This is a genomic window from Palleronia sp. LCG004, assembly GCF_032931615.1.
GTDB lineage: Bacteria > Pseudomonadota > Alphaproteobacteria > Rhodobacterales > Rhodobacteraceae > Palleronia.
In genome coordinates, this window is sequence record NZ_CP136759.1 from 1589512 (window position 1) to 1613746 (window position 24235).

25 protein-coding genes and 1 tRNA gene are annotated in these 24235 nt (G+C 60.7%); 7 read left to right on the forward strand and 19 right to left on the reverse strand.

All coding sequences use genetic code 11. The features are described 5' to 3' along the window. Nucleotides 1–37: 37 nt before the first annotated feature. A complete protein-coding gene (gene msrB / locus RVY76_RS07585; protein ID WP_317373279.1) occupies nucleotides 38–430 on the forward strand; it encodes a peptide-methionine (R)-S-oxide reductase MsrB in 393 nt (130 codons plus the stop codon). Here the strand turns inward: msrB and RVY76_RS07590 are convergent. Then, nucleotides 427–873 carry an outer membrane protein assembly factor BamE gene (locus RVY76_RS07590; RefSeq protein WP_317373280.1) on the reverse strand — a complete coding sequence of 149 codons (447 nt, stop codon included), beginning with the start codon at nucleotides 871–873 and terminating at the stop codon, nucleotides 427–429. The two genes, msrB and RVY76_RS07590, sit on opposite strands and share 4 nt — an antisense overlap. Nucleotides 874–964: 91 nt before the next feature. On the opposite strand from RVY76_RS07590, the gene RVY76_RS07595 reads away from it, so the two are divergent. Then, nucleotides 965–1516 (forward strand): DUF177 domain-containing protein, encoded by a 552-nt coding sequence (locus RVY76_RS07595; RefSeq protein ID WP_317373281.1) that lies wholly within the window; start codon nucleotides 965–967, stop codon nucleotides 1514–1516. Here the strand turns inward: RVY76_RS07595 and RVY76_RS07600 are convergent. From RVY76_RS07600 to RVY76_RS07610, 3 genes are all read right to left on the reverse strand, one after another. Continuing rightward, a complete protein-coding gene (locus RVY76_RS07600) occupies nucleotides 1513–1848 on the reverse strand; it encodes a dihydroneopterin aldolase (protein ID WP_317373282.1) in 336 nt (111 codons plus the stop codon). The two genes, RVY76_RS07595 and RVY76_RS07600, sit on opposite strands and share 4 nt — an antisense overlap. Continuing rightward, complete coding sequence (locus RVY76_RS07605; protein ID WP_317373283.1) at nucleotides 1835–2608, reverse strand: SDR family NAD(P)-dependent oxidoreductase; 774 nt, start codon at nucleotides 2606–2608, stop codon at nucleotides 1835–1837. The genes RVY76_RS07600 and RVY76_RS07605 overlap by 14 nt, the downstream gene beginning before the upstream one ends. Nucleotides 2609–2677: 69 nt before the next feature. Beyond that, nucleotides 2678–2758, reverse strand: a tRNA-Val gene (locus RVY76_RS07610). A 618-nt stretch (nucleotides 2759–3376) separates the two neighbouring features. On the opposite strand from RVY76_RS07610, the gene RVY76_RS07615 reads away from it, so the two are divergent. The 5 genes from RVY76_RS07615 (at nucleotide 3377) to RVY76_RS07635 (ending at nucleotide 9043) form a co-directional block, all read left to right on the forward strand. After that, nucleotides 3377–4654 (forward strand): ATP-binding protein, encoded by a 1278-nt coding sequence (locus RVY76_RS07615; RefSeq protein WP_317373284.1) that lies wholly within the window; start codon nucleotides 3377–3379, stop codon nucleotides 4652–4654. Between the two features lie 6 nt (nucleotides 4655–4660). Then, nucleotides 4661–5353: an RloB family protein gene (locus RVY76_RS07620; RefSeq protein ID WP_317373285.1), complete on the forward strand. Its 693-nt coding sequence runs from the start codon at nucleotides 4661–4663 to the stop codon at nucleotides 5351–5353. 1722 nt (nucleotides 5354–7075) lie between these two features. Beyond that, nucleotides 7076–7543, forward strand: coding sequence for a VPLPA-CTERM sorting domain-containing protein (locus RVY76_RS07625; protein WP_317373286.1), 468 nt, complete (start codon nucleotides 7076–7078; stop codon nucleotides 7541–7543). Between the two features lie 195 nt (nucleotides 7544–7738). Further along, nucleotides 7739–8419 (forward strand): VPLPA-CTERM sorting domain-containing protein, encoded by a 681-nt coding sequence (locus RVY76_RS07630; protein ID WP_317373287.1) that lies wholly within the window; start codon nucleotides 7739–7741, stop codon nucleotides 8417–8419. Nucleotides 8420–8422: 3 nt separating this feature from the next. Next, entirely contained in the window at nucleotides 8423–9043 is a 621-nt protein-coding gene (locus RVY76_RS07635; RefSeq protein WP_317373288.1) for a VPLPA-CTERM sorting domain-containing protein, read from the forward strand. Between the two features lie 35 nt (nucleotides 9044–9078). On the opposite strand, the gene RVY76_RS07640 is transcribed toward RVY76_RS07635, so the two are convergent. From RVY76_RS07640 to RVY76_RS07710, 15 genes are all read right to left on the reverse strand, one after another. Then, a complete protein-coding gene (locus RVY76_RS07640) occupies nucleotides 9079–12135 on the reverse strand; it encodes an SGNH/GDSL hydrolase family protein (RefSeq protein WP_317373289.1) in 3057 nt (1018 codons plus the stop codon). After that, complete coding sequence (locus RVY76_RS07645; RefSeq protein WP_317373290.1) at nucleotides 12135–13424, reverse strand: hypothetical protein; 1290 nt, start codon at nucleotides 13422–13424, stop codon at nucleotides 12135–12137. The genes RVY76_RS07640 and RVY76_RS07645 overlap by 1 nt, the downstream gene beginning before the upstream one ends. 5 nt (nucleotides 13425–13429) lie before the next feature. Next, on the reverse strand, nucleotides 13430–14455 hold the full coding sequence (locus tag RVY76_RS07650) for a hypothetical protein (RefSeq protein WP_317373291.1): 1026 nt from the start codon (nucleotides 14453–14455) through the stop codon (nucleotides 13430–13432). Nucleotides 14456–14581: 126 nt separating this feature from the next. Next, on the reverse strand, nucleotides 14582–14797 hold the full coding sequence (locus RVY76_RS07655; RefSeq protein WP_317373292.1) for a hypothetical protein: 216 nt from the start codon (nucleotides 14795–14797) through the stop codon (nucleotides 14582–14584). Then, nucleotides 14794–14991 carry a hypothetical protein gene (locus tag RVY76_RS07660; RefSeq protein WP_317373293.1) on the reverse strand — a complete coding sequence of 66 codons (198 nt, stop codon included), beginning with the start codon at nucleotides 14989–14991 and terminating at the stop codon, nucleotides 14794–14796. The genes RVY76_RS07655 and RVY76_RS07660 overlap by 4 nt, the downstream gene beginning before the upstream one ends. After that, nucleotides 14991–15536 (reverse strand): N-acetylmuramoyl-L-alanine amidase, encoded by a 546-nt coding sequence (locus RVY76_RS07665; protein WP_317373294.1) that lies wholly within the window; start codon nucleotides 15534–15536, stop codon nucleotides 14991–14993. The genes RVY76_RS07660 and RVY76_RS07665 overlap by 1 nt, the downstream gene beginning before the upstream one ends. Before the next feature lie 69 nt (nucleotides 15537–15605). After that, on the reverse strand, nucleotides 15606–15875 hold the full coding sequence (locus RVY76_RS07670; RefSeq protein WP_317373295.1) for a hypothetical protein: 270 nt from the start codon (nucleotides 15873–15875) through the stop codon (nucleotides 15606–15608). Nucleotides 15876–15879: 4 nt separating this feature from the next. Beyond that, the gene (locus RVY76_RS07675) at nucleotides 15880–16293 is read right to left on the reverse strand and encodes a hypothetical protein (protein WP_317373296.1); all 414 of its coding nucleotides are present in this window, start codon (nucleotides 16291–16293) and stop codon (nucleotides 15880–15882) included. Continuing rightward, nucleotides 16290–16706 carry a hypothetical protein gene (locus RVY76_RS07680; protein ID WP_317373297.1) on the reverse strand — a complete coding sequence of 139 codons (417 nt, stop codon included), beginning with the start codon at nucleotides 16704–16706 and terminating at the stop codon, nucleotides 16290–16292. The genes RVY76_RS07675 and RVY76_RS07680 overlap by 4 nt, the downstream gene beginning before the upstream one ends. Then, a complete protein-coding gene (locus RVY76_RS07685) occupies nucleotides 16699–17049 on the reverse strand; it encodes a hypothetical protein (protein WP_317373298.1) in 351 nt (116 codons plus the stop codon). The genes RVY76_RS07680 and RVY76_RS07685 overlap by 8 nt, the downstream gene beginning before the upstream one ends. Next, nucleotides 17049–20498, reverse strand: a complete 3450-nt coding sequence (locus RVY76_RS07690) for a phage tail protein (protein WP_317373299.1) — start codon at nucleotides 20496–20498, stop codon at nucleotides 17049–17051. The genes RVY76_RS07685 and RVY76_RS07690 overlap by 1 nt, the downstream gene beginning before the upstream one ends. Beyond that, nucleotides 20495–20908, reverse strand: a complete 414-nt coding sequence (locus RVY76_RS07695) for a DUF6950 family protein (RefSeq protein ID WP_317373300.1) — start codon at nucleotides 20906–20908, stop codon at nucleotides 20495–20497. Before RVY76_RS07695 ends, RVY76_RS07690 begins: the two co-directional genes overlap by 4 nt. Then, nucleotides 20905–21504 carry a hypothetical protein gene (locus RVY76_RS07700; RefSeq protein WP_317373301.1) on the reverse strand — a complete coding sequence of 200 codons (600 nt, stop codon included), beginning with the start codon at nucleotides 21502–21504 and terminating at the stop codon, nucleotides 20905–20907. Before RVY76_RS07700 ends, RVY76_RS07695 begins: the two co-directional genes overlap by 4 nt. Next, nucleotides 21501–22163 (reverse strand): hypothetical protein, encoded by a 663-nt coding sequence (locus tag RVY76_RS07705; RefSeq protein ID WP_317373302.1) that lies wholly within the window; start codon nucleotides 22161–22163, stop codon nucleotides 21501–21503. Before RVY76_RS07705 ends, RVY76_RS07700 begins: the two co-directional genes overlap by 4 nt. Next, complete coding sequence (locus tag RVY76_RS07710) at nucleotides 22163–24235, reverse strand: hypothetical protein (RefSeq protein WP_317373303.1); 2073 nt, start codon at nucleotides 24233–24235, stop codon at nucleotides 22163–22165. Before RVY76_RS07710 ends, RVY76_RS07705 begins: the two co-directional genes overlap by 1 nt.

Below are 24235 nucleotides of genomic sequence, written 5' to 3' on the forward strand. Positions count from 1 at the left end.
GACATGCGCCGCAGCCTTGCGGCGTGGAAAGGACGAGATGGAGAAGATCACGAAATCGGACGCCGAATGGAAGGCCCAGCTCGACGAGCAGGCCTATCACGTGACGCGCAAGCACGGCACCGAGCGCGCCGGCACGCACGAGGATTTTCCGGACGGTCCCGGCAGCTACAATTGCGTCTGCTGCGGGCTGCCCGTCTTCGACCAGGACCACAAGTTCGACAGCGGCACCGGCTGGCCGTCCTTCTATCAGCCCGCCGACGACAGCCATGTCGAGACGACCGAGGACCGCAAGTTCTTCATGAAGCGGACCGAAGTGCATTGCGCGCGCTGCGAGGCGCATCTGGGACACGTGTTCCCGGACGGACCGCGGCCGACCGGCCTGCGCTACTGCATCAACGGCGTCGCGCTCGACTTCGAGCCCAAGGCCTAGTCGAGGAAGCTCGCCGCGTCGACGTTGCCGATATTGCCGAACAATTGCTGCAGGAAGCCTACGCCCTGCACCTCGGCATCGGTGACGCGGCGCGAGAGGGCGATCACCCTGCCCCGTTCGAGGCCGAACCGTTCGACATTGCTGACGGTGCCGGCATCGGTGAACGAGATCGCGACGACCTCGCGGTCGATCTCCTCGGGGGCGCGCAGACCGAAATGGCGGAAGCGGCTCTGGACGTAGTACCAGCCGCTTTCCTCGAGAAGGCCCGAGGCGGTCGGGCGGCCGATGATCTCGGCCACGTCGTCCTGATCGGACACGCCCACGCGGATGTCCGACAATGCCGGATCGGGGGGCACGTAGCCGTGATTGCGATATACCGCGCTGCAGGAGGCGAGCCCCACGAGGGCCGCGATCGCCAGGATGCGCCGCAACGCTGGTGCCATGATATCAGATCCTGCCTCTTGTCTCACCGGCTGGGCGCGGCTTACCTCCTGCTACAGCAAGATACGGGCTTACATCAAGAATGGAGAGATCATGACCGAGACCGCCCGCAGATCGACGCCGACGAAGTTCCGTCTGAGCGCCCTGAGCCGGACGCGGCCCCATGAATTCGAGATCGTGCCGGACCAGTCGGCCCTGTCCGCGCTGGCGGGCGAGCTCGATCTTTCGGCCCTCCGCAAGCTGCGCCTCACGGGCGAGCTTGTCCCCGAGGGGCGGTCGGACTGGCGGCTGGAGGCGATGCTGGGTGCCACGCTGGTGCAGCCCTGCGGCGTGACGCTCGAGCCGGTGACGACCCGCGTCGACGAGCCCGTCCGGCGTCGCTATGTCGAGGGGCTGGATCGCGACGCGCTGCCCTCCGAGCAGGAGATGCCCGAGGATGACAGCGTCGAGGCCCTGCCCGATACGCTGGACCTCGAAGCGGTCATGCACGAGGCGCTGATCCTCGCCGTGCCGCCCTTCCCCCGCGCCCCGGGGGCCGAGGCGCTCGACATGGCGGTGACGGAGCCCGGCTCCACCCCCATGACGGACGACGACGCGAAGCCGCTGGCCGGGCTGCGCGACGCGATGAAACGCTCGGAACACTAACCCGAGAAGGTCACGCCCACCGATCTGCAATCCGGGTAGATGTCGGGCTTGCGGGACGACACGCGGGCCTCGACCACGTGGTCGAGGCCCGTGACGAAGGCGTGGATGCGGCTTGTCAGTTCTTCCTGCGTCGCGATGTGCGTGCCCGCATATTCGCGGATGTGATCGGCCACCCGGTCGTAATCGACATGCAGGGTGCCGTCGGCATCGGGCACGTCGATCCGCATTTCGACGCTGACGAGGACGCGCTGCCGGTCACGCTGCTCCGCCTCGTGGATGCCGAGGAACATGCGGATCTCGAGATCCTCGAGCCGGATGTCAAAGCGCGCCATCGACGCCATCCTCCTGTGCGAGAAAGGCCACATCGCGGCCGAGTTCCATCAGTGACTGCCCCCCGTCGAGCGTGACGATGTGACCGTCGAGGCCCTTTTCGCGCCAGAGATATTCGAGCGTGCGCGCGATATCCTCGGGGAAAACCCTGCGACCGAGCGGATTGATCCGCGCGGTTTTCTGGAACTCCGCCTCGCTCTGCGCGCCGGAGACCAGCGTGATGCTGGGCGCGATGCCGCAGACCCGTGGCCGCCCGCCCAGGCGCTTCGCCAGCAACCGGGTCGCCGACAGAAGCGCCGACTTGCTGATCGTGTAGGTGAAGAAGTCGGGGTTGAGCGCGAAGACCTTGTTGTCGAGCATGTTGACGACGAGCCCGTCGCCCCCGCCCGCCTGATCCGCCATCCGTGCCGAGAGGCGGACCGGAGCCTTGAGATTCACCGCCAGATGATCGTCAAACTTCGCCTCGTCGAGATCGAGGAGATCGTCGTTCGAGAAGGTGGAGGCGTTGTTGAGCAGCAGATCGACCGGACCTGTCGCTGCGAGGGCCGCGTCGAAGATCCGGTCGATCGCGCCTGCATCCGCAAGGTCGCCCTGCACCACCGCACAGGAATGCCCGTCTCGACCGAGCTCATCCGACAGCGCCTGCGCCGCGTCGGTCGATCGGTTGCAATGGATCGTGACGGCCCATCCGAGCGCCGCGAAATGACGCGCGACGGATGCGCCGATCCGCCTGGCCCCACCGGTGACGAGAAGATGCGGCATCCCCGCCCCCCTTTACGAAAACGGGCACCGCCAAGGGTGCCCGCAACGGCCGCATCACACGGCAAAGAATGGTGGGTGATAAGAGATTTGAACTCCTGACATCTTCGATGTGAACGAAGCAACTGCCAGCCAAGTTATTGATCTCTTCCCCACAGTTCTCTTTATGCATGAACTATGGCGATGGTCCAGACCGAGAACACGTAGTGATCCCGGTTCACTGAACCAGAGAGCGCTTCGTAATAATCTATCATTAAGTTGACGTCAGGAGATTTACCGTGAGAAAAGCACCAGTCAGTGCCACTAGCGGTACACTGGCCCATAGCATAATTTTATGCCCGATGGTGTCCTCGCTCTAACGCGTACATTCAATGTAGCTCGTATGTGGCCTCTTCACAAAACGATCGATAGAAGGGTTCGCGGAAGCTTTCCAACTAAGCGCTATCATCTTACGCCGCATCGAAGCCTACCAGCTCGATGTTCCTCCAGGGGCTAGGCCACCGACCATTACGAATCACCCCAACGAGCTAAAAGCTTGCGAACGGACGATTCTGACAAAATTTGCAGCGACTACGCCATACCGCCATCGAAAGCGTACACGCCGACGTCCAACGAACCTCAGCGTGAAGGCAAATGTCAAACCAGTGTTACAGCGGAGCAGGTCATGTCTAGTTTATAGGTTCTCCGCTGTCACACACGTTCAACGCAAGTTCTGCTAGCCATTTCTGCAGAAAAGTGCAAAAAAGTGGTCGAAAGAGCTGGGAAGCATGCATGCTGATTGAATTTTCTGTACAGAATCACCGTACGTTCCGCACCAAACAGACATTTACTATGGCAGCAACTGCGACGACACAGCGCGCGGGTCATGGACACGTACTTCAAACCGGTTTTCCAGCAATGCCGTTTGTCCTTACTGAGGCATGTATATTCGGTGCCAATGGTTCCGGGAAGTCTTCCTTGATAAATGCTATGGCAGCGATGAAACATTTTGTTCGAACTAGCGGCAAAAATTCGCCAGGCGATCAATTTGAGACTAAGCCATTCGTATTTGACTCAACATCACACAAAGAAGCTTCGGAATTCGAAGTGGTCTTTATCGTGGGCGATCTGATCTATCATTACGGTTTTTCGCTCACAAAAAACAGAGTTATCGAAGAATGGCTTTTTGCACGGTCAAAAACCACAGGAAGAGAGCGCCACATATTCTCTCGGGAATTTAATCCCTTGGAGGGTGAATACGATTGGCACCTAAATTCCAGCCAATTGAAGGGCGAACGGGATAGCTGGAAGTCCCAAACCTTAGAGAATGCGCTGTTCCTCAGCACGGCAGTTCGACTCAATGCCGAATACCTAGATCCTGTCTTCAACTGGATTACAAAATCGTGGCAGTTGATATATTCAGACGAACTAGAGCATCGCACAAGCCGAACTACCGATTGGCTTAGGGAAGAGGAAAAGAAAAAGAGAATTTTGCAGTTTCTCGCAAGCGCCGATATAGAACTTGCTGACGTTAGCGTAGAAGACAAAGAAGTTCCTGCAGAAGTTTTTTCCGTTGTAAAGGCATTTGTCGAGAGCCAGAACGATGGCGAAAAACTAGATATAAATGATATGAAAATGCCGGATCTCACCACCTATAGGGTTGACTCAGAGGGAACAAAGAGGAGCCTTGCTTTTAGAGAAGAATCTTCTGGGACCCAAGCTCTATTTGGCTTATCAGCTGTAATACTAGATACCCTTGACAACGGAAGAACTTTGGTAGTGGATGAACTTAACACTGGACTTCATCCACTGGCCTTTCAGCATCTAGTTGGCCTTTTTGCTTCAGAGAAAATAAATAGCAAAGGCGCACAGTTAGTTTTTACAACGCATGACACCTCAGTTGCAGACCAAGAATGCTTAGGAAGAGATCAGATTTGGATGGTAGAGAAAGATCCTCAGCTGTCGGCTCGCCTCGTTCCTCTGTCGGACTTCAAGGAACGTGGAGCTAAAGGGTTCCAAAAGAAGTATTTGGATGGTCGGTTTGGTGGTGTTCCCAGAGTACTTGAGTAAACTCTAATGAAACGAAAATCAAAGTCTATTCGAGAACTCAGACGGCCCCGCCCAACTAAAACTGAAAGAGACAAGGTATTAATCGTAACAGAGGGAGAGAAAACTGAGCCAGACTACTTCAATAGGCTCATTGCCACTTTGGGATTAACTACGGCCAAAGTTCGCGTCTCGGGTGAAGGCGGAGCTGCTCCAGTGAGTGTATTCGAAGCTGCAGAACAAATTCTAATACGCGATGACGATTTTGAACAAGTATATGTAGTGTTCGATAGAGATGAGCACGAATCTTATGATGAGGCTATTGCTAAAGTTCATGGCCTTTCTCAGAGAAATGCTTTTCGAAAGAAGACGATCAAGGCAATTACTTCTGTCCCGTGCTTCGAGGTTTGGTTCAGATTACACGCTTCTAATAGCTGCAAGCCTTATACCGGCAACGCAGGAGGTCAGACAGCGGCTAAAGCACTAGTTTCAGACTTGAGAACCGCCGAAATACATGGGGAAAAAGTATTTTCCAATTATGACAAAAAAAACTGCGAAGCTTTTTTTAGACAATTAGCTTTGCATCGTTCGGAAGCAAAAACTAGATCAGCTCGGGTGCTTAGCCAGGCAAAGGCTCGTGGCGATGCGGAACATCATGAAAACCCATCGACGAGAGTTCATCTAGTTGTCGAGGCATTAGAGAAACTATCTAAGAACTCATAGCGGAAAGCAGATATGGTATGCCTTCCGATCTTTTGCTTTTCTTGATTGTCTGAAATTTTTTGCAAACAGAACGCTATAGCCGTAAACTGATACAGTCCGCTTACCAAAGCCTAGGGGCCTAAGCTCGACGCGGCGAGCTTGAACCAAAGTTTTGCCCATAAACTTTTCAATACCTCTCTCCCTTATTGTATAACCATGAACGTTTAGGCTCAGGCCCATTTAGTTGGTTGGGCGAACTTGATCCGCCGTCTGTAAGCGAGAACTGCGGATCAGGACAGTTCTGCTCGCGACTTAGGAAGCGTTACACCGCTGCGTATGCGCGACGATCGGATGTCAGGCCTTCGCGCAACGCCGCGAGCGTGGGGATGGGCAGTTATGACGGGTCGGTGGTCTTATGGACGATCCGAGCACCGTGCAGCATCAGAAGATTATCGTACGGATAGACCCGCACCGCCGTCGGCCACGCAGCCATCGCGATTGAGAATGAAACCGTCTGCACGATCGTCTCAGACGAACCGTCAGGCAACTCTCGAATGATCCGATGGGAGAAGTCATGAACGCGTCGCATGGGGCGATCTAAGCGAGAACGTAAGATGAACGCCAGAGATATTTTGTCTTGTCAGCTGGACGGGCTTATCGGCTTCTGCCCTGCCTCTAAACGACTATCCTCCAGCCACCCAGTCCTTGGCCTGCAGAGGTCTGGGCCGAGATGACGCGCTCGACAATCTGGCTAGTTGGCGCATGGGGGCGATGCGTGATCGAGATCGGGGATGATGCATGGTCCAGAAGCAAGCTCTCTTCGCCAGTCATGTGCGCGGAGCGGGACGCTAAGCCCAAGATGACGGCCGGAGACGCGTTCGCTTGGGATCAGGTCGGCGCGCCCCGTGTCATACGATCGGTTCGACCCGTGGGCCCCGTGCTCCGTGCCGACGCCCCGACCAGCGGCCGGTCCTACGTGCCGCCTCCCGCGCCCGCTCTCGTTCCGGTCGGAGGCAAGTTTAAAAAGCCCTCAACGCGGCATGCGGTCGTGGATGGGCTACGCACTGGTATCGTATCGCTGCCCGGCGGCGCGCTGCTCCTGCTTACCGGCATTATCGGACTCGCGCTTCGCCGTTGCCATGGACCGTCCTCCAGATATCGCGTGGCCGTGTCAGGCTGATGGTATATCCCCAACCGTCGCTGAATGCGGAGTGTTACCTGCCGGGCGCGGCACGAGGCTGGAGATTCGGAGCCCTCGCGGTCCATCGTATCGTGAGCGCGAGTACGAGCTTCCAGCCAAGCATCACTACCGAATTCCGCGATCAGCTTCTCGGCGTCACGGTGAACTGCGGCACGCGCATCGAGGAATCTACGAACGAAATCGAGCATACTGACAAGGTTGCATGCCAGCATGGCGAGGTGAGGGCCAGATTGTGTCCGACAGCCGACTTGTGAAAAATATTCGGGGCGCAGAAAAGTTTTCCTGCGCCCCTAACCAACCTTTCGGTAGATTAGATTCGCCCGGCCAAGGCACGAATCACATCAAAAGGTTGAAATAGTATGTTACGAACAATCGCAGCGAGTGCAATGCTCGCTCTTTGCGCAAGTGCTGCCTCGGCAGCGACACTTGTCTATACTGGAGACTACTACAACGAAAGGAACGTATCGGGAGATACCGAGCCATGTGTCAATTCGTGCAATGGAGTAGTTCAAGAAGGCTTTGGACCCTTTGACAGAATTCAAATGAAGGTCGAACTGAATCGTAGGCTTTTACCATTCGAATATTTTGATTTCTTCGAACGCAACCAGGTGTCGGACGAATCCGGGCTAACCGTTCTGTCTTTCTGGGCAAGCAATGGTATTTTCAGCACCAGCCAAACAGATATCGCGTCTTTTACCGCAGGTGCTGACGGCAATATAGCTGAATGGGACATCAGATTCGGCGAGAATAGCGGGTTCGACGATGATTATTCGCAGTCAACCTCGCTTATGGACAGATCATCTCACCGGCGAGAGTACGCGCTCGAGGATGGCATCGGCGCAACTTTTGCCGATGCGTCGACCTACGGCCCAGGAACCTGGAGTTACGTCGAAGGTACCGCAGCTGCCCCGGACGAGATCGCAGCAGTACCGCTACCAGCTTCCGTTCCCCTCCTAGCGACCGGCTTCGGCATCCTAGCATTCATCCGACGTCGCAAAGCCACCTCTTAGAGACTGTCCGAGCCGGAGGAATTTTCCGCAGACATATGTCGTCTAAGATCGAACTGCCTGACGTTGTTACAAGGTTACAGTAAGATAAATGCTTAAGCAGATCGGGGCAGAGGAACTTTTTCCGAGCCCCGATCACAACCGTTTGGTAACCTGATCATGCCGAGCCACGGCGAATCAAGTTACAGGATTGATATAATGAGATCTCTTATTGCTGGAGGCGCACTGATTGCGGCCTCTGCCGTTATGGCAGACGCAGCAGTGTATCAGTACGACATTACAGTCGAATTAAAAGAAGCCACAGTTCTTCAAGCTTATGGATATTCGAACTCTAGTCCGACCAATATTCCGAGTGGCGTTTCATGTTTCGAAGGTGATTCCTACTTTACATGCGAAGGTGATGCATCTGGCGTGGAAGATCTACGAGGCACAGGTGCTCTTTCTGGATACCCGGATATCTTATCTGCCTCTCTATTCTTAGATACTGATTATTCGATCCGCGACGGGGGGCGAGAACCCGTGTGTTTTGGATCCGGATTACTTTGCAGCAGATCCAGTATATATGGATATTACGCTTCCCCAACAGGATTTGGAATTTACCGATCCTTGAGCGGTCAAACAGATGAGAACTTCACATCTAATGGCTTCTTCTATGAGGATGATGCCTCATACGAATTCTCATTCGGCGGGATTGGATATTACACCATAGCGGGTATCAGATTGCAGTACGTGACTACGTCACTTGATATCTCCGAAGTTTCGCCGATACCAGTTCCCGCGTCACTTCCGTTGCTACTCGCTGGTTTAGGCACCCTCGGGTTCGCCCGTCGGCGTAGCAATGAACGTAAACAAACCCACACCTTCGGCACCAAGGATTAGTTCATGTCACCGTTTATTATCGCAGTCGTTGCGCTTGCAGTTTCCGTCGTTAATGCTGAGGCTGCTGTCTACCGCTACGACGTCAGCATGGAGCGTAATTACGCTGGATATTTTAGCGTTTCGGGATCTAGCGATTTTTTTCCTGACGAAGTGCCAACCGGAGTTTCATGCCAAGGCCCCGCCCCATTAATTCAGTGCGATGGTTTCGGGGCCGAAGATGCCTTTACGATGTCTGACCTATTTCCACTAACGACTACAGCAACATACATATTCGATACTGCTTCGCCGAACGCGAACCCTTTTTGCATAGGATCTGGCCCGCTCTGTCGAGCACTTGAATTTGGGATCACGATGGTGACTGCCTCACCTTCCGGTTTTACGGTCGATTCATCTCTATCCGCTGGCGGTTACTTCGTTGACCAAGACCGCCTCTTCTATGCTGATGACGGCCAGAACCCGTTCTCGTTTGGCGGCGTCGATTATAAAGCCGGCGGAATCACCGTCAGTTATAACAGAACGGGACTGAATATTTCGGAGGTATCACCGATTCCGCTTCCTGCAAGCCTGCCTATGCTTTGTGCTGGAATAGCGCTTATCGGCTTTCTTCGTCGTAGAACGACTTAATCGGTTGGCCCCCGGCGTGAACCGGGGGCCGCTTATTACGCGGCGCGTTCTGGTAGCGCCGGCATATCCTCGATTGTCCGATCGTCCATGATCTGAACCAGAACGTCGGTGACATACTTCCGCATGGCTTCTTCGCCTTCCGAGTTCGGATGGATGCCGTCGCCTTCCAGCCAATTTTCGTGGTTCGAGATCATCCATCGATAGAAATCGAAGTACGGCCGGCCGGACGGGCCGATGCACCACGGGGCTTCTCTCTTTAGAAGCGGGATGATCTCTTGCTCGTTGAAGGGCTCGGACCCGTTTTCAGGGCTGGCAAAGGTGGACCCGCCGTAGTTTCGGAACGTGAGAGACCCCAGGAACACGCGGCCGGGATGCTGGCGCATCCGACTAACGACCACGTTGAGCCGTTCCCTGAACAACGTCAGATCCGCCGTCGCATGGGGCTTCGTCGCCGTCACATCATTGCCGCCCGAATGGACCACAACGATCGCGTCGGGATGTGCAGCAAGAACCTCGTCGAGACGCTTCGTGAAGCTGTCCAGCTTCTCCCCGCCGAACCCGTAGCCGAACACCTGAACCGGCCGCCCCTTCTCGATCATCTTCGCCGATGCGTTCGTGTTGGGGTTCACAAGGTCGCGCCCGAAAGATTGCTCGACGATGCTCGCCCCCATGACCACGACCTTCGCAGGACGGCCGATCGCGCGCGATGCGTTCATTGCCCCACTGGTCGGATACGTCGGGCGTGGAATGCCGAAGAAGTCCAGCTCGACGCCAGCCGCGGCAAAGCCGGTGCCGTTCGCCTTGCTGTTGGCAAGCGGCCTTTCGAGCCTTTCCGTCCCCGGGGGCGATCCATAAGTACCGTCCCGGGCGATGGGATTGCTCCCCCGGCTGCGGTCCCACTTGTATTCGATTATGAGATCCTTCGGCCACGTCGCTTCGGAAGTGTTTTTGAGGATCGCGGCCCCTTCGATGAAGGAGATCTCGACCTCGCCAGATCGCGTGACGGTTTGATCCGTTGCAATCTCGTCGGCCCCGAGCTTGGCGAAATGCACGCCGTCCGTGTACGCCGAAGGGGGCTGACCGAAATCCGTTCCCTTGTGGGCGATCTGAACGCTTTCCCCAGGCGCAAGCGGCGCGGTGAGCCTTATGGCTTCGCCACCGCCGTCCTTATAGCCGCGCGTCCGGTATGTCGGGATGCTGTCGAGCATGGACATAGGACCGAACCCGATATCAGGCTGCGCCAGATTGGGCTGATGGACGATGTTCCCGCGTTCGATGATCGTCCCGTCCGCGAGAGGCACATTGACCTCATCAGGGCGAAGGAATCTGACCCCCTCGGGCTTCCATTCGTTCGCGTTGATCTCTGCCGCCAGCATCCGATTGACCAGCGTGTTATGCTCCCAGACGATCGGATCGATCTCGTCCCCGGTTACGAGACCGGAATTGATGAATGCGCCGGCAGACTTGGGCTCGAACAGGTGGAAATTGATCCTCGGGGTCGTCGGGAAAACAAACATGCTGCGCCGCGTCGTGACGCCCCCGAACGCGATCTTGATCGGAACGCTTGTCATGTGAGACGCGAGGAAAACCACCCCGTCGATCCGCACGTTGTTGTTCCTGACAGATTTGCCCGTGTTCATATGCTGGAAAGCGAGGATCGTCTCACCGCCCTCGCAAACGCTCCGCTGCATGTTAAGCGCCATGTCGTGCACGTCATCATGGCCCATGAAGTTCCAGCGGAGCACAGGCTGCTGCGTGTGATACGGATTAATGTTCTCCCACCATCCGTTGTAGGTGAAGAAATCGCACCCATCCATGACGGCATGATCGACACCATTGATCCGCATGCAGCCGTGCTGGTTGTGAGCGCCGTTTTTCCAGCCGCCGGACATCGCATCCCGGTGCTGTGTCAACTGCGTTCCGAGGAATGCCATGCGATTTGTACCGCTGAAAACGGCGTAATCCCCCCAGTTCGTGATGAGCGTATTCGACAGGATCGAGGTGATATGGTGATCCTCGTTATCCTGGTGCGAATTGCCGAGATACAGGATCCCGGCGTCGAAACCGGAGATAAAGATATCGTGGAGCAGGAAGTATTGCGCCTTTCGATCCGGCTCACCCCCGCGCGAGAACGTGAAGGCGCGCGCCCTGCCGCCGGTTTCGCTCCAGCTCTGCCAGCTTCCGATAATGTCGACACCCACGAACGTCATATCGAGGCCGTGGCCCGGATCCTCGCGCGGCGACTTATCGATCATGTAGAACAGCTCGCCGCTCCGCTTATCGGTCGTAACCTTGGCCCGGCCCCCGGGGGCTGCGCAGACATAGACATTCCGCAAGTAGGTCCCGACGCCATTCTCGAAACGATGCTCGCCCGGCATGTAATGCTCGACACCCAAAGCGAGCATAACCCGGAAGGGTTGCCCGTTCCGCGCTTTCTTCAATGCGTCGTAAATGCTGGTAAATGTGCCCGCGCCGGTCGGGGCTGCGGAATAATCCCCGTCCGGGTGGACATAGTTCGTTTGCGCCCCGGCGAAGAGGATATCGGGATCCTTGACGGTGAAGGGGCCGAGGGTGTGTTTCGCGAGCTTGCCGGTCGATGGCTCATAGACGATGACGGACGGTCTGTAAGTGCCGGGTTTCGTGTAAGTATGACCAACCTGCGGCCCGTAGCCGATGTTGGCGTTTCGCATGTGCTCCATGATGTTATCCGGCCGCGTGAAGCGCGAACCCGGATCGTCGAAATCCCACAGGAAGATGAATTCGTGATAGCGGCGGTCCCACGTCTCGCCCTCTGCGGGGGCCGGCGTATCAAATCCGTTGTATCCGGTGACTTTGAAATAGAAGCCTTCGGGACCAACCTGCATGTCGCTGCGCCACGTCGTCACCTCGACAGACGCGTTGGCCGATTCAGCGTCCCAATCGGCCACCCGCATGATCCCCTCCGGTGCAGGCACCGCAGGGGCAACCGGAGCTTGCCCCCAGGACGGAACATTGCCCAGAGCCCTTTCTGCAAATCCCCCTTCTACTTGAGGAAGCAACCCCGCCTCGATCGCGTCACCGATTTTGAAGCCGTGAATTCCAAATCGCGCCATTATGACAGGTCCCCCGGTGCGAGTGTTATTGCCGCCTGGATCAGGCGAGACGTGTTCAGGTTTTCGGAATTGCTCATCGAGAACGCATAGGCGCTATTGGCCGTTGTGCTCATCAGACGGAAATTCCTCAATCCGTCATGTTCCGTGACGCCGATATAGGTATCCGGTGCGTTCGCGATATTGGCCGCCGCACCGATCAGAGCGCCGCCGTCCGCCGTCATAATCTTGTTGACGAAATTGTATCCTGCCGAGCCGTTTGACAGCAGAGACGCATTTACATCCAGAACGTGATGGACCCCATTCACCCGGTAAAGCTGAATTGCCGTGGAGCCGTGGATATCCGTCGTGCTGGACAGTGCGAGACTGACGGCCCCGCCCCCCGCCGAAAGGCCCAGTTTCCGCCGGACCTCTGCGCGCGTCTGCCCGATGCTGTCTCTCGCAGCGGTTTTGCCATTGCCAACCGCCAGCCCCATCTCTTGCCCTTTGATGGTCAGGCCGTTGATGTCGCGGGAACTGTTTGCGCTCATGCTGATGGTCGCATAGTAATCCCCCTCCTCGAGACTTGGGAGATCCCAGGTCAGCGCGCTGCTTGATACGGTCGCGTCGCTGAAACGAAGCGTGGCAACTTCCGTAATCGTGAAGCCCTCGGGCTCGGGCGTCTTTTCGATCGGCAGATAGTTGCTTTCGACGGGATCGGACACGCCGGCGCTATTCTCGACCGTCACCTTGACATGCGTACCCTGTTCAGCCGCCCCAGCAGGCACATCGAATTTCACTCCGGGCTCGACGTTGCTATGGAATTCGTTGCCGACAAAAAAGCGGTAAAGGATCGTAGGGACCGTTTTGCTCAAGGCGATAACCCGGCTCACGGAAAGCCTGTCCTGTTCGGTCGGAGTGCCGGAATCATCCAGATCCTCGACGAGAGACAGCACGGGCGTTGAGATGAGAACGCCTTTTTGCTCGACGCCATTTAGATCGAGCAAATCCGTATGCAGCGCCGCCCCCTCCACCGTCTGATACACAGTTCCGAGCGAAACACCCTTTTCGACGATCCGGACGCCGAAAAGCCCGGACCAATCGAACGTCTCGAACTCAATTCGGTCATCTACCAAAAGAGCTTGGAAAACCGGAACATCGGCCTCGATCGTCGCGATATCCTCGGACCACGCAATGCGGCCGAGTTCGTATTGCCCGGAGCGCAGCTCGATATCTGCTGGCAGGGTGCCATCTGGATACAGGGCGGCGTCGGCGAGGTCGGCAGACCCCGCCGGTCGGATAATGAAAGACATGACGTTTATCCTGTGATGGTAAGGGTGTTGCCGTCGACGCCGAACGACGGCGCGACGACGGCGGGCGCTGAAGCGATCGTCAGCATGTTTCCGGCCACCGAGTATTCCCAAGCGGCGGGGATCTGGACCGATGCGACAAAGGCGAACTCGACCGTCACAACCTGGTCGAGATCGTCCCCGACCGTCAGCGTCACGATCCGTTCGATCTCGTCGTCGAGGGGCAGCACGACGCGGCCGTCGACGATCTCGCCGAAATCCGTCGCTGCGATCTTCGGGTTCAGACCGCCGAGAATGCGGGGCGTGACGATCGCCGTGCCACCCGCCCGGACAGTTGCGCGGACCTCTTCGACCGGCGAAACCGCCAAGCGTGCGACGACGAGAAGGGTGAACTCGGCTTCGTCGACCGCGCCGGTCACGTCGCGGCCGCTCACCGTCACGGTCCGCGCCTCGACCGTATCATGCGGCAGGACCAGCTCGTGATCCGCGCCCTGCCCCTCGATCGTTCCGAAGGTGGCGGCGAGCGAATAGGGCGTGATGCCCCCCGAGGCCGAGATCGGCAGGCGAGTGCGGCCGCCCGCTTCCTGGACAACCGTGACGTCGGACAGATCGCCGATCGCGAAGGGTAGGACGATCTCCGGGATCAGCGTGGCGCGGATCGACGGCTCGACCTTGATCTCGATCGCTCGCAGCATGCGGGGCGGCCGGTCGAGATGGTCCGGATCGTAGCCGAGCAAGTTGCCGTAGAACGTGTCACCCTCGCGCACGAACATGATCTCGTCGTTCGGAACGTCGAAGATCTCTTCGCTGCCCGCAAGGCCGAGCATCGCCTTCATGCGCGGATCGGATTGTTTCTCGCGTGTCGCTTCTGGATCGATGCCGCCCGCCTTCGTCGAGGCCAGCGTGAGCACTAGAAGCCAGCCCCGCGGGTTATCGACGATGAAGGTCAGCGGCTCGCCATCGTAATACCGCAACGGTGCCGCTCGGTCGCGATCGGGGATCTCGACGCGCGGGATGTCATCGACATTCATCATCGCGCGCACCCCGCGTCGAGCGTGGCGATCAGGACGCGACCGGTCACGACCGACATGTCGCCCCCGTCCCGCGATAGCGCCGCCGCGTGCGCCGCTGCCGGGGCATCCGTCCTACGGCAAAGCACGTCATCGCTCACCGCGATCGCGCAGCCACTCACGGTCGCCAACAGGCTGACCCGAGCCAATATCCGCATCGTCAATCCTCCGGGAAGTGTCTCGATCGGCCTCAAGGGCCCGGCGATGGGCGGCATCGAACGCATCGTCCCTGCCCGCCCAGTAGATCGCGCCGATCATCAGCAGGACGCCCACCGCGCCAGCGGCGACAAGATAGAGACGGCTCACGTCGAGCCACCCCGCGCCTTGAAGATGCGACTGGCGATGAAGGTCAGGGCATAGCCCACGAAGCCGGTCAGCGCGGCCGCGATGCTTTCGACCTGGAAGGTGATCGTCCCGGCGACGGGATCGTGCACCGCGACCCCCTGCCCCGACAGCCAGGCGCAGGCGAAATAGATCGCCATCCGAATATAGACGCCCATCAGTTCCGCCCCCCGAATGCCTGCCGCAGAGCGCTGAGAAGAGCCGCCCAGAAGCCGCGCGCAGGCGGTTGCGCGGTGGGGGCGTTGCGACGGCGCAGGACATCATCCCACCACGCGCGCGCATCGAAGCCCGGGCATTGCGTGGCGGCACCGGGCATGTCGCGGTGCCCCTCGACGATCGCGCCCGGGTAGCGTTCCTGCAGCTTGTCGATCAGATCGATCATCGCCCGGATCTGCGCCGGCGTCCGGCTATCGAACCCGATGTTCGGCGCGGCTTTCCTCACGCCACCCTCGAAGCAGATGCCGATGCTCGACGGGTTCGAGCCCTTGACATGCGCGCCCATCTCGAACCGACCGGGCTGCGACAGGTCGCGGCCGGTCTCGACCGCCCCGGCCTTGCGGATGAAGTAGTGATATCCGACCTCGCGAAACCCGCGCTTGCGGTGCATCCGATCGATATCGGCGACCGAGTAATCACGTTCGACGGGTGTCGCGCTGTAATGGATGACGATGTGCGTCACCCGGGCATCGGGCAGATAGGACATGATGGGTCTCCATACGAAAAAGCCCCGCGCGAGGCGGGGCGAGGGAAGCGGATGCCGGTGCGGCGGGGCTTACTCGGTGCGGTCCTTCATCTCTTCGAGCACGAGAAGGATCCTCTTGACGTCCAGCGCGATCGCGCGCTGCTCGTGGTGCGACAGTCGAACGGTCGCACTGGTATCGGCAAGCGCCTCGCGCATCTTCGAGGATACGACCTCGCGCGGTGCGGGACGGCTTTCGCTATGCGGAAAGAGTTTTCTTGCCAGCCCCGCGATGAGGGGCGCGACGATCACCGTCAGGCACGCGATCGCCAGTTCGGGATTGGTCTCGGCCCATTCCAGCATCGGATCAGCGGATCGTCGCGGAGACAGCCAGAAAGGCCCAGGACGCGCAGACAGCCACGCCGCAATAAAGACCGGCGGCCGAGAGTGCCCCCGTCTGCAGGAAGCTGACGGCGAGCGCCAGGAACATCGCCACCCCGAAGACAAGCGCGCAGCTCCGGATGACGATCGCGTAAGACCAGCGCCGGGACGTTACCACGTCGTGCAGCGCCGCGCCGACGAGAAGGGATCCGACGACAAGGCGCGCCACGGACCAAGCGATCTGTCCGCCATTGGCGAGCGCGAACGCGTAGATCCCGGCATCCTGCGCATAGCCGGGGATCAGGCCGGCGCTGCCGGCCCCGATCAGGATGATCCCCATGACGATCTCGCCCGAGTGCATCGGCTGGCGCCAGAGGTTCGTGACCCATGTCCTGATCATGGTGCAATCTCCTTTTCGATATCGAAAGCCGCGCTGACATCGGAGATGCCCGGATCCGGCGGGCTTGCCCCCATCGCCATCGCGTCGCGCATCAGCTGATCCCCCCATTCCGGGCTCACGCCGAGCGCAGTGAGGATCGCGCAGAAATCGGGATGCGTGCGCTCGTACTGGACGATATCGCGCCGCGCTTTCGTGAAGGGATGCGTCTCGCCGAGATCCGCTTCGAGCATGTCGAGAGCTTCGAGAATGCTGGCCGCGCCGCCATATCGCGCGCCGAGGATCGCGGACTGCGCCACCGGCCGCGATGCCAGGGCCATGTTCACCGCGCGCCTGAACGCCTTGAGCCCTGCCCGCTCATCTTCGAGCGCGTTGGCGGCCCGCTGCGCCGCCGTGACGACCTTCGATCTATCCATTCGCGATCGGCTCCCCCAGATCCTCGGGCGTCGGATTGATCGGCTCGCCGTAAGCGGGCAATGCCAGCCAATCGACACCCCATTCGACTTCGGCCGGCGGGCTCAACAGTTCGGCAGGTGGATTGCGTCCATAGGGAATGATGATCGTCAAAAGGATCTTGCCGTCGATCCGCTCGACCCCGCCGGGTCCGATCCATTCGTTCCCCACCGCGTCGGTCGGAAGCCACTCGCCTTCCTGCAGGAACGAGAAATCCAGTTCCTCCCCGTTCAATGTCAGAACGTCGCCGTCGACGGACAGCGTCAAATGTTTCTCGAGCCGCTGAGTGATGATCCGAAACCGCATCAGGTGATCTCCATCAATCGCCACCGAAGGTCGCCGCGAACCCTCTGCACGTTCGCCTGAGACCCTTGGATCTTGAGAACGATGCTTGCGTATCCGTCGCCCCGGGTCATGTAGATGACCTTGACGTCCCAGCCCCACCGGAAGCTATTGAGCGCCCGGCCGCTGTCGTAATCGACGCTGACATTGCCCTCCAATCCCGCGACGGCTTCATATGCCCGCGTGGAGCCCCGCCACGCCTCGACCTGAAATCCTGTGTCGACATACCAAGAACCCCTTTCCGTGATGGCAGGCGTGTTGTCTGTGGCAAAGTTCACGTAGAAAGCGCCGGTCGCGACCTGCAGTTGTCGCCGGACCTTGATGTTCTGGAATTCCGCGTATCCGCCCCGGAAGATGCCCCAGCCCGCGGAATTCGAGCTGTAGTTGTCGGACTGCAGCCCCCCGCTGAAGATCGACATGCCATCGAAGCGCAGGGCCGCCCAGTTGCTGCCTGCGGCGACCTCAAGCATCGCGCTGTTGCGGCTTGTCCCGGCGGCGAGACGCACAAGGGCAACCGAGTTTCCGTTGCTGTCGACAGTCGTGCGCGCGACCAGTTCGGCCATCGCCTCGACATCCTTGAAGCGGGAATTCGCGCTGATCTTGTATTGCGAGAACGCTTCGCGATCATTGGCAACGGTCTGCCCGAGCGAATTGACCGACGACTCGATGTTTCCGAAGTCGGCAAAGAGCGTGTTGATCTGCCCGGCCTGCGCGCCCTGCTTGTTCGTGAGAACGACGATCTGCTCATCATGGCCCGCGATCGTCGTGTCGTAGCGCGCCCGGATCTCGGTTCGGAGCGAGGCGATCTGCCGATCGGCCTCCGCCTTGGCATAGGTCGTCTCGCGCACGAACGCCTTGGCTTCGGCTTCCTGCGTCACGTCCTGCAGATAGGCGTTCGTCCACGAGAAATAGGCACCCGCCGGAAGGCCGGTGGCGACAAAGGCGAATTCGTCGCAATACGCTCCGCCCGCAACCTTCCCCTCCCCTGAAACGAAGGTCCAGGTGTTCGCCGGGACAACCTGCGACTTGATGCCGGTGAAATTGGAGTATTCCCCATCAGACTTTGCGGACCTGGCGGACATTTGCAGGGTCGTCGTTGCCGTGAACCGGAACCATCCTCCGACGCGGAGGGTCCGCCCTACGCTGACCGCAAGGCCCCTGTAGCGAACGTCGACCCTCCCATCTGCCGCCGCCGTTGCCCGGCCGCTGTAGGATGCGCCATGGGTGGCCCCGGCAACCGTGCCCGCCCTTACAAGCCCGGTCGTGCCGTTGGCTCCCGACCATAGCCCGATCGTGCCTTCCTTCGTGAAGCGGGGATCAAGGAACAGGTTATCCCGGCTTTCAGCCAGTAGTTCCGACCGCTCGACGGCCGTGTTCGCATCGCTCACCGCGCCCTCGATCTCGGCGTTCAAACCGTCAAGATACGAGACAAGCCCCGCCTCGTAGTGCTCGCCAAGTTCGTCCAGAAGCTCGATCTGCTGAACGATCTGGGGAACGAGATCGGCCTTGCCGATCCGTGCATCGGGCGTGGTGACGACAATTTGCGGCTCGGGTCGCGTCCGGCGATCCGATACCGCCTCGCCGATCACGCCATAAGTCTCGGCCGGCAAAAGCCCGTCGCTGATCACCATCCGCCCGGACCTGACAGCCGAGGTCGCGCCTTCGCTCACGACATCACCCGTTGCCAGGTGCACGATCCGCCACGCCACCGCCCGCGCCACCAGGTCCGCGCTCCAGGTCAGCTCGATCGCGGGACGCCGCGCCTCGCCACCCTCGCCCTTGATCGCGAAGGCCCGAACGCCCCACCCGTCCACGCCCGGCACCTCGGGCTCGATAATCGAGCGGGGCGGCGCGACCGGAAGCAACGCATCGAACGCGCTGTCGGGATCGTAATCGGACGGATCGCGCTCGCGCACCAGAAACGCGCTCGCCAGCGTCTCGGGATCGACAACCTGCCGCTCGATCTCGAAGAGCTTCGCCTTGTATCCGTTATGCTTGCTCGTCCATGAAATCGTATCGAGCGCGTTGTGCCCGAGCGCTTCCTGCGCGAGCGGGATCACGTGCGACCGGAAGCGGCGGTTATCCTTTCCGGTTTCCCGCATCAGCGCGCGGACCTGTCGGCCGAACGGCACCGCGTCGAGGCGCAGCTCGGCGGTCAGCCGCCGCCCGCCATCGGCCGCTTCCCATTCCGGGTTGATCCACTCGACGGCTTCCGTCGCTTCCCACGCATTGTCGACGTCGGGATAGGTTGCCGACACCGCGTTGTAGGTTTCCGCAAGCCCCGGGAACGGCTCGAACTCGCGCGGATCGGTGACGAGAATGTCGTCATCGGTGATATGCAGCGTGGCAGGCGGCGGCGCGCCGACCGAGATTACCCACCGGCCGCCGATCTCAGCGATCTTGCCACCACATGCCTTCAGCAGCTCGTCGATCACGTCGAGCGGCTCTTCGTCGACACCGACTTCGAGCCCCGCGCGATACCGCTTGCGGGTTCCGCCCCCGTCGACCGGCACAGCTTCGTCGCAGGCATTCATCGCCGCCGCGAAGTATGACAGAACAGGATCATCGGGATCGGCACCGATGCCCCATACATTCCCGTCCGGCAGGCGGATCCCGATGATGATGTTGTAGATCATCACGACCGGGTTCGCCGTATAGCTCCACGTCGAGGGATCATCGACGCGATGCCCGCCCGATCCACCGCGCGCGCTGTCGAGACGCGGATCATAGAGCCGCATCCCCAGAACCTCGAAAAGGCTGCGCGGCTGGCCCGCATACTTCTCTGTATCGAAGCGGAACGTCTGGTGCGCGTAGGCCACGCCCGGCAACACCATGTCCGAGCGCCACGGCCGATCCGGGTCGCTTCCGAGCGCATCGAGCAGGTAGGGATCCGCAACGCTTTGCGTGCCGTCGTGGAAGGTCAGCCAGGTTCGATCGTCGAGACGTCCGAGCGCCTCGCGCCCGGCAAGCTTGCCGTAGGTCTCCGACACATAATCGTCATACTCGACAGGCTCGCCATCGATGAAGACGCGCGTCAGCGCCTCGATCGGGACGTCGGCAAGCGAGATCACGTGCACCCGCTGCCGGTTGTCCTTTCCCCAGCTCGCGGGCGGTGCGGCGAATGTTCCGGCGGTCGCGCACCATCCGAAGATCATGGTCTGCGCATTGGTGCCGCCGGTCTGCGTGACCTGTGTCCGGATGCCCTGCGGGCGCTGCTGACGCCGCCCGAGCGCCATCGAGATCCGCGACGTGACGACACCCACCGCAAGCCGTGTCAGAACGCCGCCGAATCCACTGGACGCGAGCCCCGCCGTCACCCACCCGCTGAAGGCGGCGAGCGCGCCCACGACCGGCCCCGCCTCTGCCGGCTGCGCAAAGAGCGCGACGGCCGCGAGAAGCGCGATAAACCTCATACCGCGAAGACCTTCCGGCCATCGGTGAGCGGACGAAAGCGCAAGCCGTCGAGGCCGAGCGCGGCGATCGACGGCCCGGTGACAAGCCCGAGCGCGAGATGCCCCTTGCCATCGGCGAGAACCGCGATGTCACCGCAGCGCGCGCGCATGATCGGCAGCGCCTCGAACAGGCTCGCCGCCATCGCGACGTGATCCCGGTGCCCCATCTCGCGCAGCCGGACATAGCCGTCCTCGATCGTCCGATAGGACCCACGAAGGACAGCCGCCGGATCCCGTCCCGTCATCGCCTCGACCCCGCCTGCCGCGAAAAGCGCGCAATCATGTATCCCGGGCCGGAACGCGGCCCGCGCAACGCGCGCGAGATAGTCGTCGAGGCGCAGCCGCCAGTTCGGCAGTCGCGAAAAGGTCACTTCCGATCCTCCCCCCACCAGACGGGGATCTGCCCGCTGATGACCGAATAGCGATAGCCGCGATCACCCCCGCGCTTGCGAAGGGCCGCGTCGGATTTCTTCGTGCCGAGCGTCCGCGTCCCGGCACGCGCCGAGGTCGCCAGAGTGAGATCGCAGACCGCGACGGACATGCCGTTTTCGAGCGCACCTTCTTTGATCGGCGCGCTGTCGACGAAGCCCTCGATCGCCTGGTCGATACTGATCAGTTCGTGGGTTTCCCGGTCGAAGATCGCGAGATGAAGCTCGGCCGGTGCAAGCCGCGAGTCGTAATTCCTCAGCAGGCTTTCGGCATCCGGAGAGAGCGCGATCCTGATCCGCTGCAGGCGGATATTCGTGCCCGCCTCATAGGTCAGCGGCTCGGGCTTCAGCAGCCCGGCTATCCCGCGATAGTCGCGGGTCTCGCCCTCGATCTCGAAGCTCTGATCATGCTCGCCATTCCAGATGCCGGCGGGCTGGATCTCTCCGGTGTCATAGGTACGCACTTCGAGCCACAAGAGCCAGCGAGCCAAGCCGCGCCGCTGCGCAAGGGCATCCCGTCCTACAGCGCTGATGATCATCTGAGCGTCTGTTGCCACGTGATGGACCCGCCCGCCCAATGCGTTCGGCGGTGAAGCGGCTTGCGCGTCTCACCGGGCATCAAAACCGCCTTCACGATCGGGCGCGTGAACCGTAGGGGCGCGGCATCGGGGATGCCCGGGCGCAGATGCGGCCTGACCTCGACCGGCCCCGTCTCGCCTTGCGCGTCGGCCTGCACCGGCGCGACAATCTCTTGATATGCGAGCGACGTGTTGTCCGGCCCATAGTAGAAGCTGAATCGGTCGCCGATCGACAGGCGGTAATTCGCGGGAAGCCCGGCAATCCGAAGGATGCGCCGATCGGCGAAATCCTCCGCCACGACGGGCGAAGCGGTCGCGATCTGTGCGCCCAGCGGATCGGCCGCCGGCCATGCGGCATTCGGATCGGTCGCAAGGAACTTGGCCCCGCTTCCGCGCAGAAGGTCGAGCCGCGCGCAGGCGATCCGGCCCACGTCGAGCGGCATGTCGGCGAACGGAAACTCGCCACGCCAAAGCCGCGGGCCGAGATCGGAATCGACGATCTCGCCGCCCCCGGTCTCGCCGACGCGCCGCCGCTCGGACAACTCGACCAGCAGCCCATCGAGCGACAGCCGCACCAGGTCCATGAAGTCGGACAGCAACAGAGGATTGGAAAGCGGCATCAGCCCCCCCGGACCCGAGGATCGCGTGCGATGCCCGCATTGACCTGCGGCGCGGCATCGCGGCTGTATTGCTTCAGCCCCTCGCTCACGCCGCTTTCGACCATTTGCCGGATCTCGGCGTTCCCGCGCGCCCCGTCGACAGCGATGTTGAACACGGGCGCTTGTCGCGCCATGGGCCGGGCTGCGGCGGCGCGCTGCGCGACGGCCGGTGCCGGGCTGCCACCACCGAGAAGCCCCGCGCCGAACTGCGCAGCCGCGGCTATGCCCGATGCCATGCCCTGCGGCGCTCCGCCGAGACCACCAGCCAGCGCGCCCCCGATCGTCTGCGAGATGCCGCCGAACAAGGTATTGCCGACGCTCTGCAAGAACATGTCGGAGATCTGATCAAAAACGCTGCCTAGAGCATCACGCGCATTCCGAGCCGACCTGACCCAGCCGCTAAATGCAGAAGACATGCTATTCTTGATTTGGTCAGATGCCGACTGCGCAGCCTGCGCCATCTCGGAAATTTCTTCGGTCGCTTCCCGGGCCGTCCGGCCAGCACCGCCCCCGCCGCCCGAACCGCCAGCGCCACCGGCCGCCGCATCGTTCGCCTCTTCGAGGCCATCGGCGAGATCCCGGGACCGGGTGGCCGCATCGCCCATCTCGTCGCTCGTTTCCGAAAGCAGGCGCCGGATCGCGGCCACCGATTCCTTGGCATCGTCGAAAGCCCCGGCGATGATGCCCCGGGCCTTCTCAGATGCAGCCTCGGCCGCAGAGCCCGCGTCGAGGGAACTTGCATAGAGATCGTTCGATGCCTTGGCCGCTGTGTTCGCGGCTTCCTGCAATCCCGTCTGAAGACCCGCGAACGGCTTCTTGCCGAAGACCTCGATCCCCGCGAGCCCCGTGACGCTGTTGGTGATCGACTGCAGGAAGCCGCGCCATTCCCAGAGCATGTCCGAGACAGCTTCGAGGAAGTTCGCGCGGACGGATTGCCACGTGCCTTGAAGGGCGGGCGCAATCGCAGATGCGCTTGTCACCATGCCCTTGAAGACATTCCGGGCAAGGTCGCCCAGCAGATAGACCGCCTGCCCGACACCGCCCGCGGCCGTCGAGAGCCGCCCGAACTGATAGACCAGCTCCCCTGCCCCGACGATCAGAGCCCCGATCCCGGTACGGATAAGCGCACCCCGCAATGCGACCAGCGCCCCGGAAAGCGTCATGGTCGCGATCCGCGCCGCGATCACGGCTCCGACATACCGCGCGCCGAAGGCCGCCGTCGCGGTCGCAAGATAGGTCGAGATCCGGGCCAGGTTGTCGATCAGCCCGTCGAGCATCACGCGCAGCTCGCCACCGGGCCGAAGGCTGTCGGTGATCGCCTGCGCCATGCGCCCGAAGACCGGGATCACTTCCTGCGCGATCCTCTGCGTGACATATTGCGTGACCAGCCCGAGCCGCGCGATCCGGTCGTTCGCCTGCTCGATCTCGGCCGCGTCGACATCGCTGATCGCAAGGCCATAATCCTCGATATCCTGCCGCGCGCGCCGGATCGCGTCACCGCCCTGGATCATCATCAGGACCATTTCACGGTTGCGGATGCCGAGATCGCGCAGCACGGCCGTCGCCTCGCCCGTCGTCAGCCCCATCCGCTGGATCGCATCGGCGATGCGCGCGACCTTCTCGTCGGCATCGACGCCTTCGAGCGCCGTGGCGTCGAGGCCCAGCCGTTCGAGCGCGCGATCCGCGTTGCCCGTGACGCCGAGGTTCGCCAGTTCCCGATCGATGTTCTGGACGTCGTTCGCCAGACCCGAGAGCGAGACCCCCGCCTCACCGGCGGCAAGTTCAAGGGCGCGGAACCCGCCAATCGACGCGCCGAGACGCCGCGCTGCCTTGGCGCTGCGGTCGATCTCCTGCGCACCCTTGAAGGCCGCAGCGGTCAGCGAGGCGAAGGCCGCCGTCCCGACCGCTGCCAGCTTCGTGAATTGGGCCTTCATGCGCCGCAGCGGACTTTCCGTCCGTCGCGCACCCTTCTCGAATTTGGCGCTGTCGAGGCCAAGATTGACCCGCAAAGCGCCGATGACGGATTGTGCCAT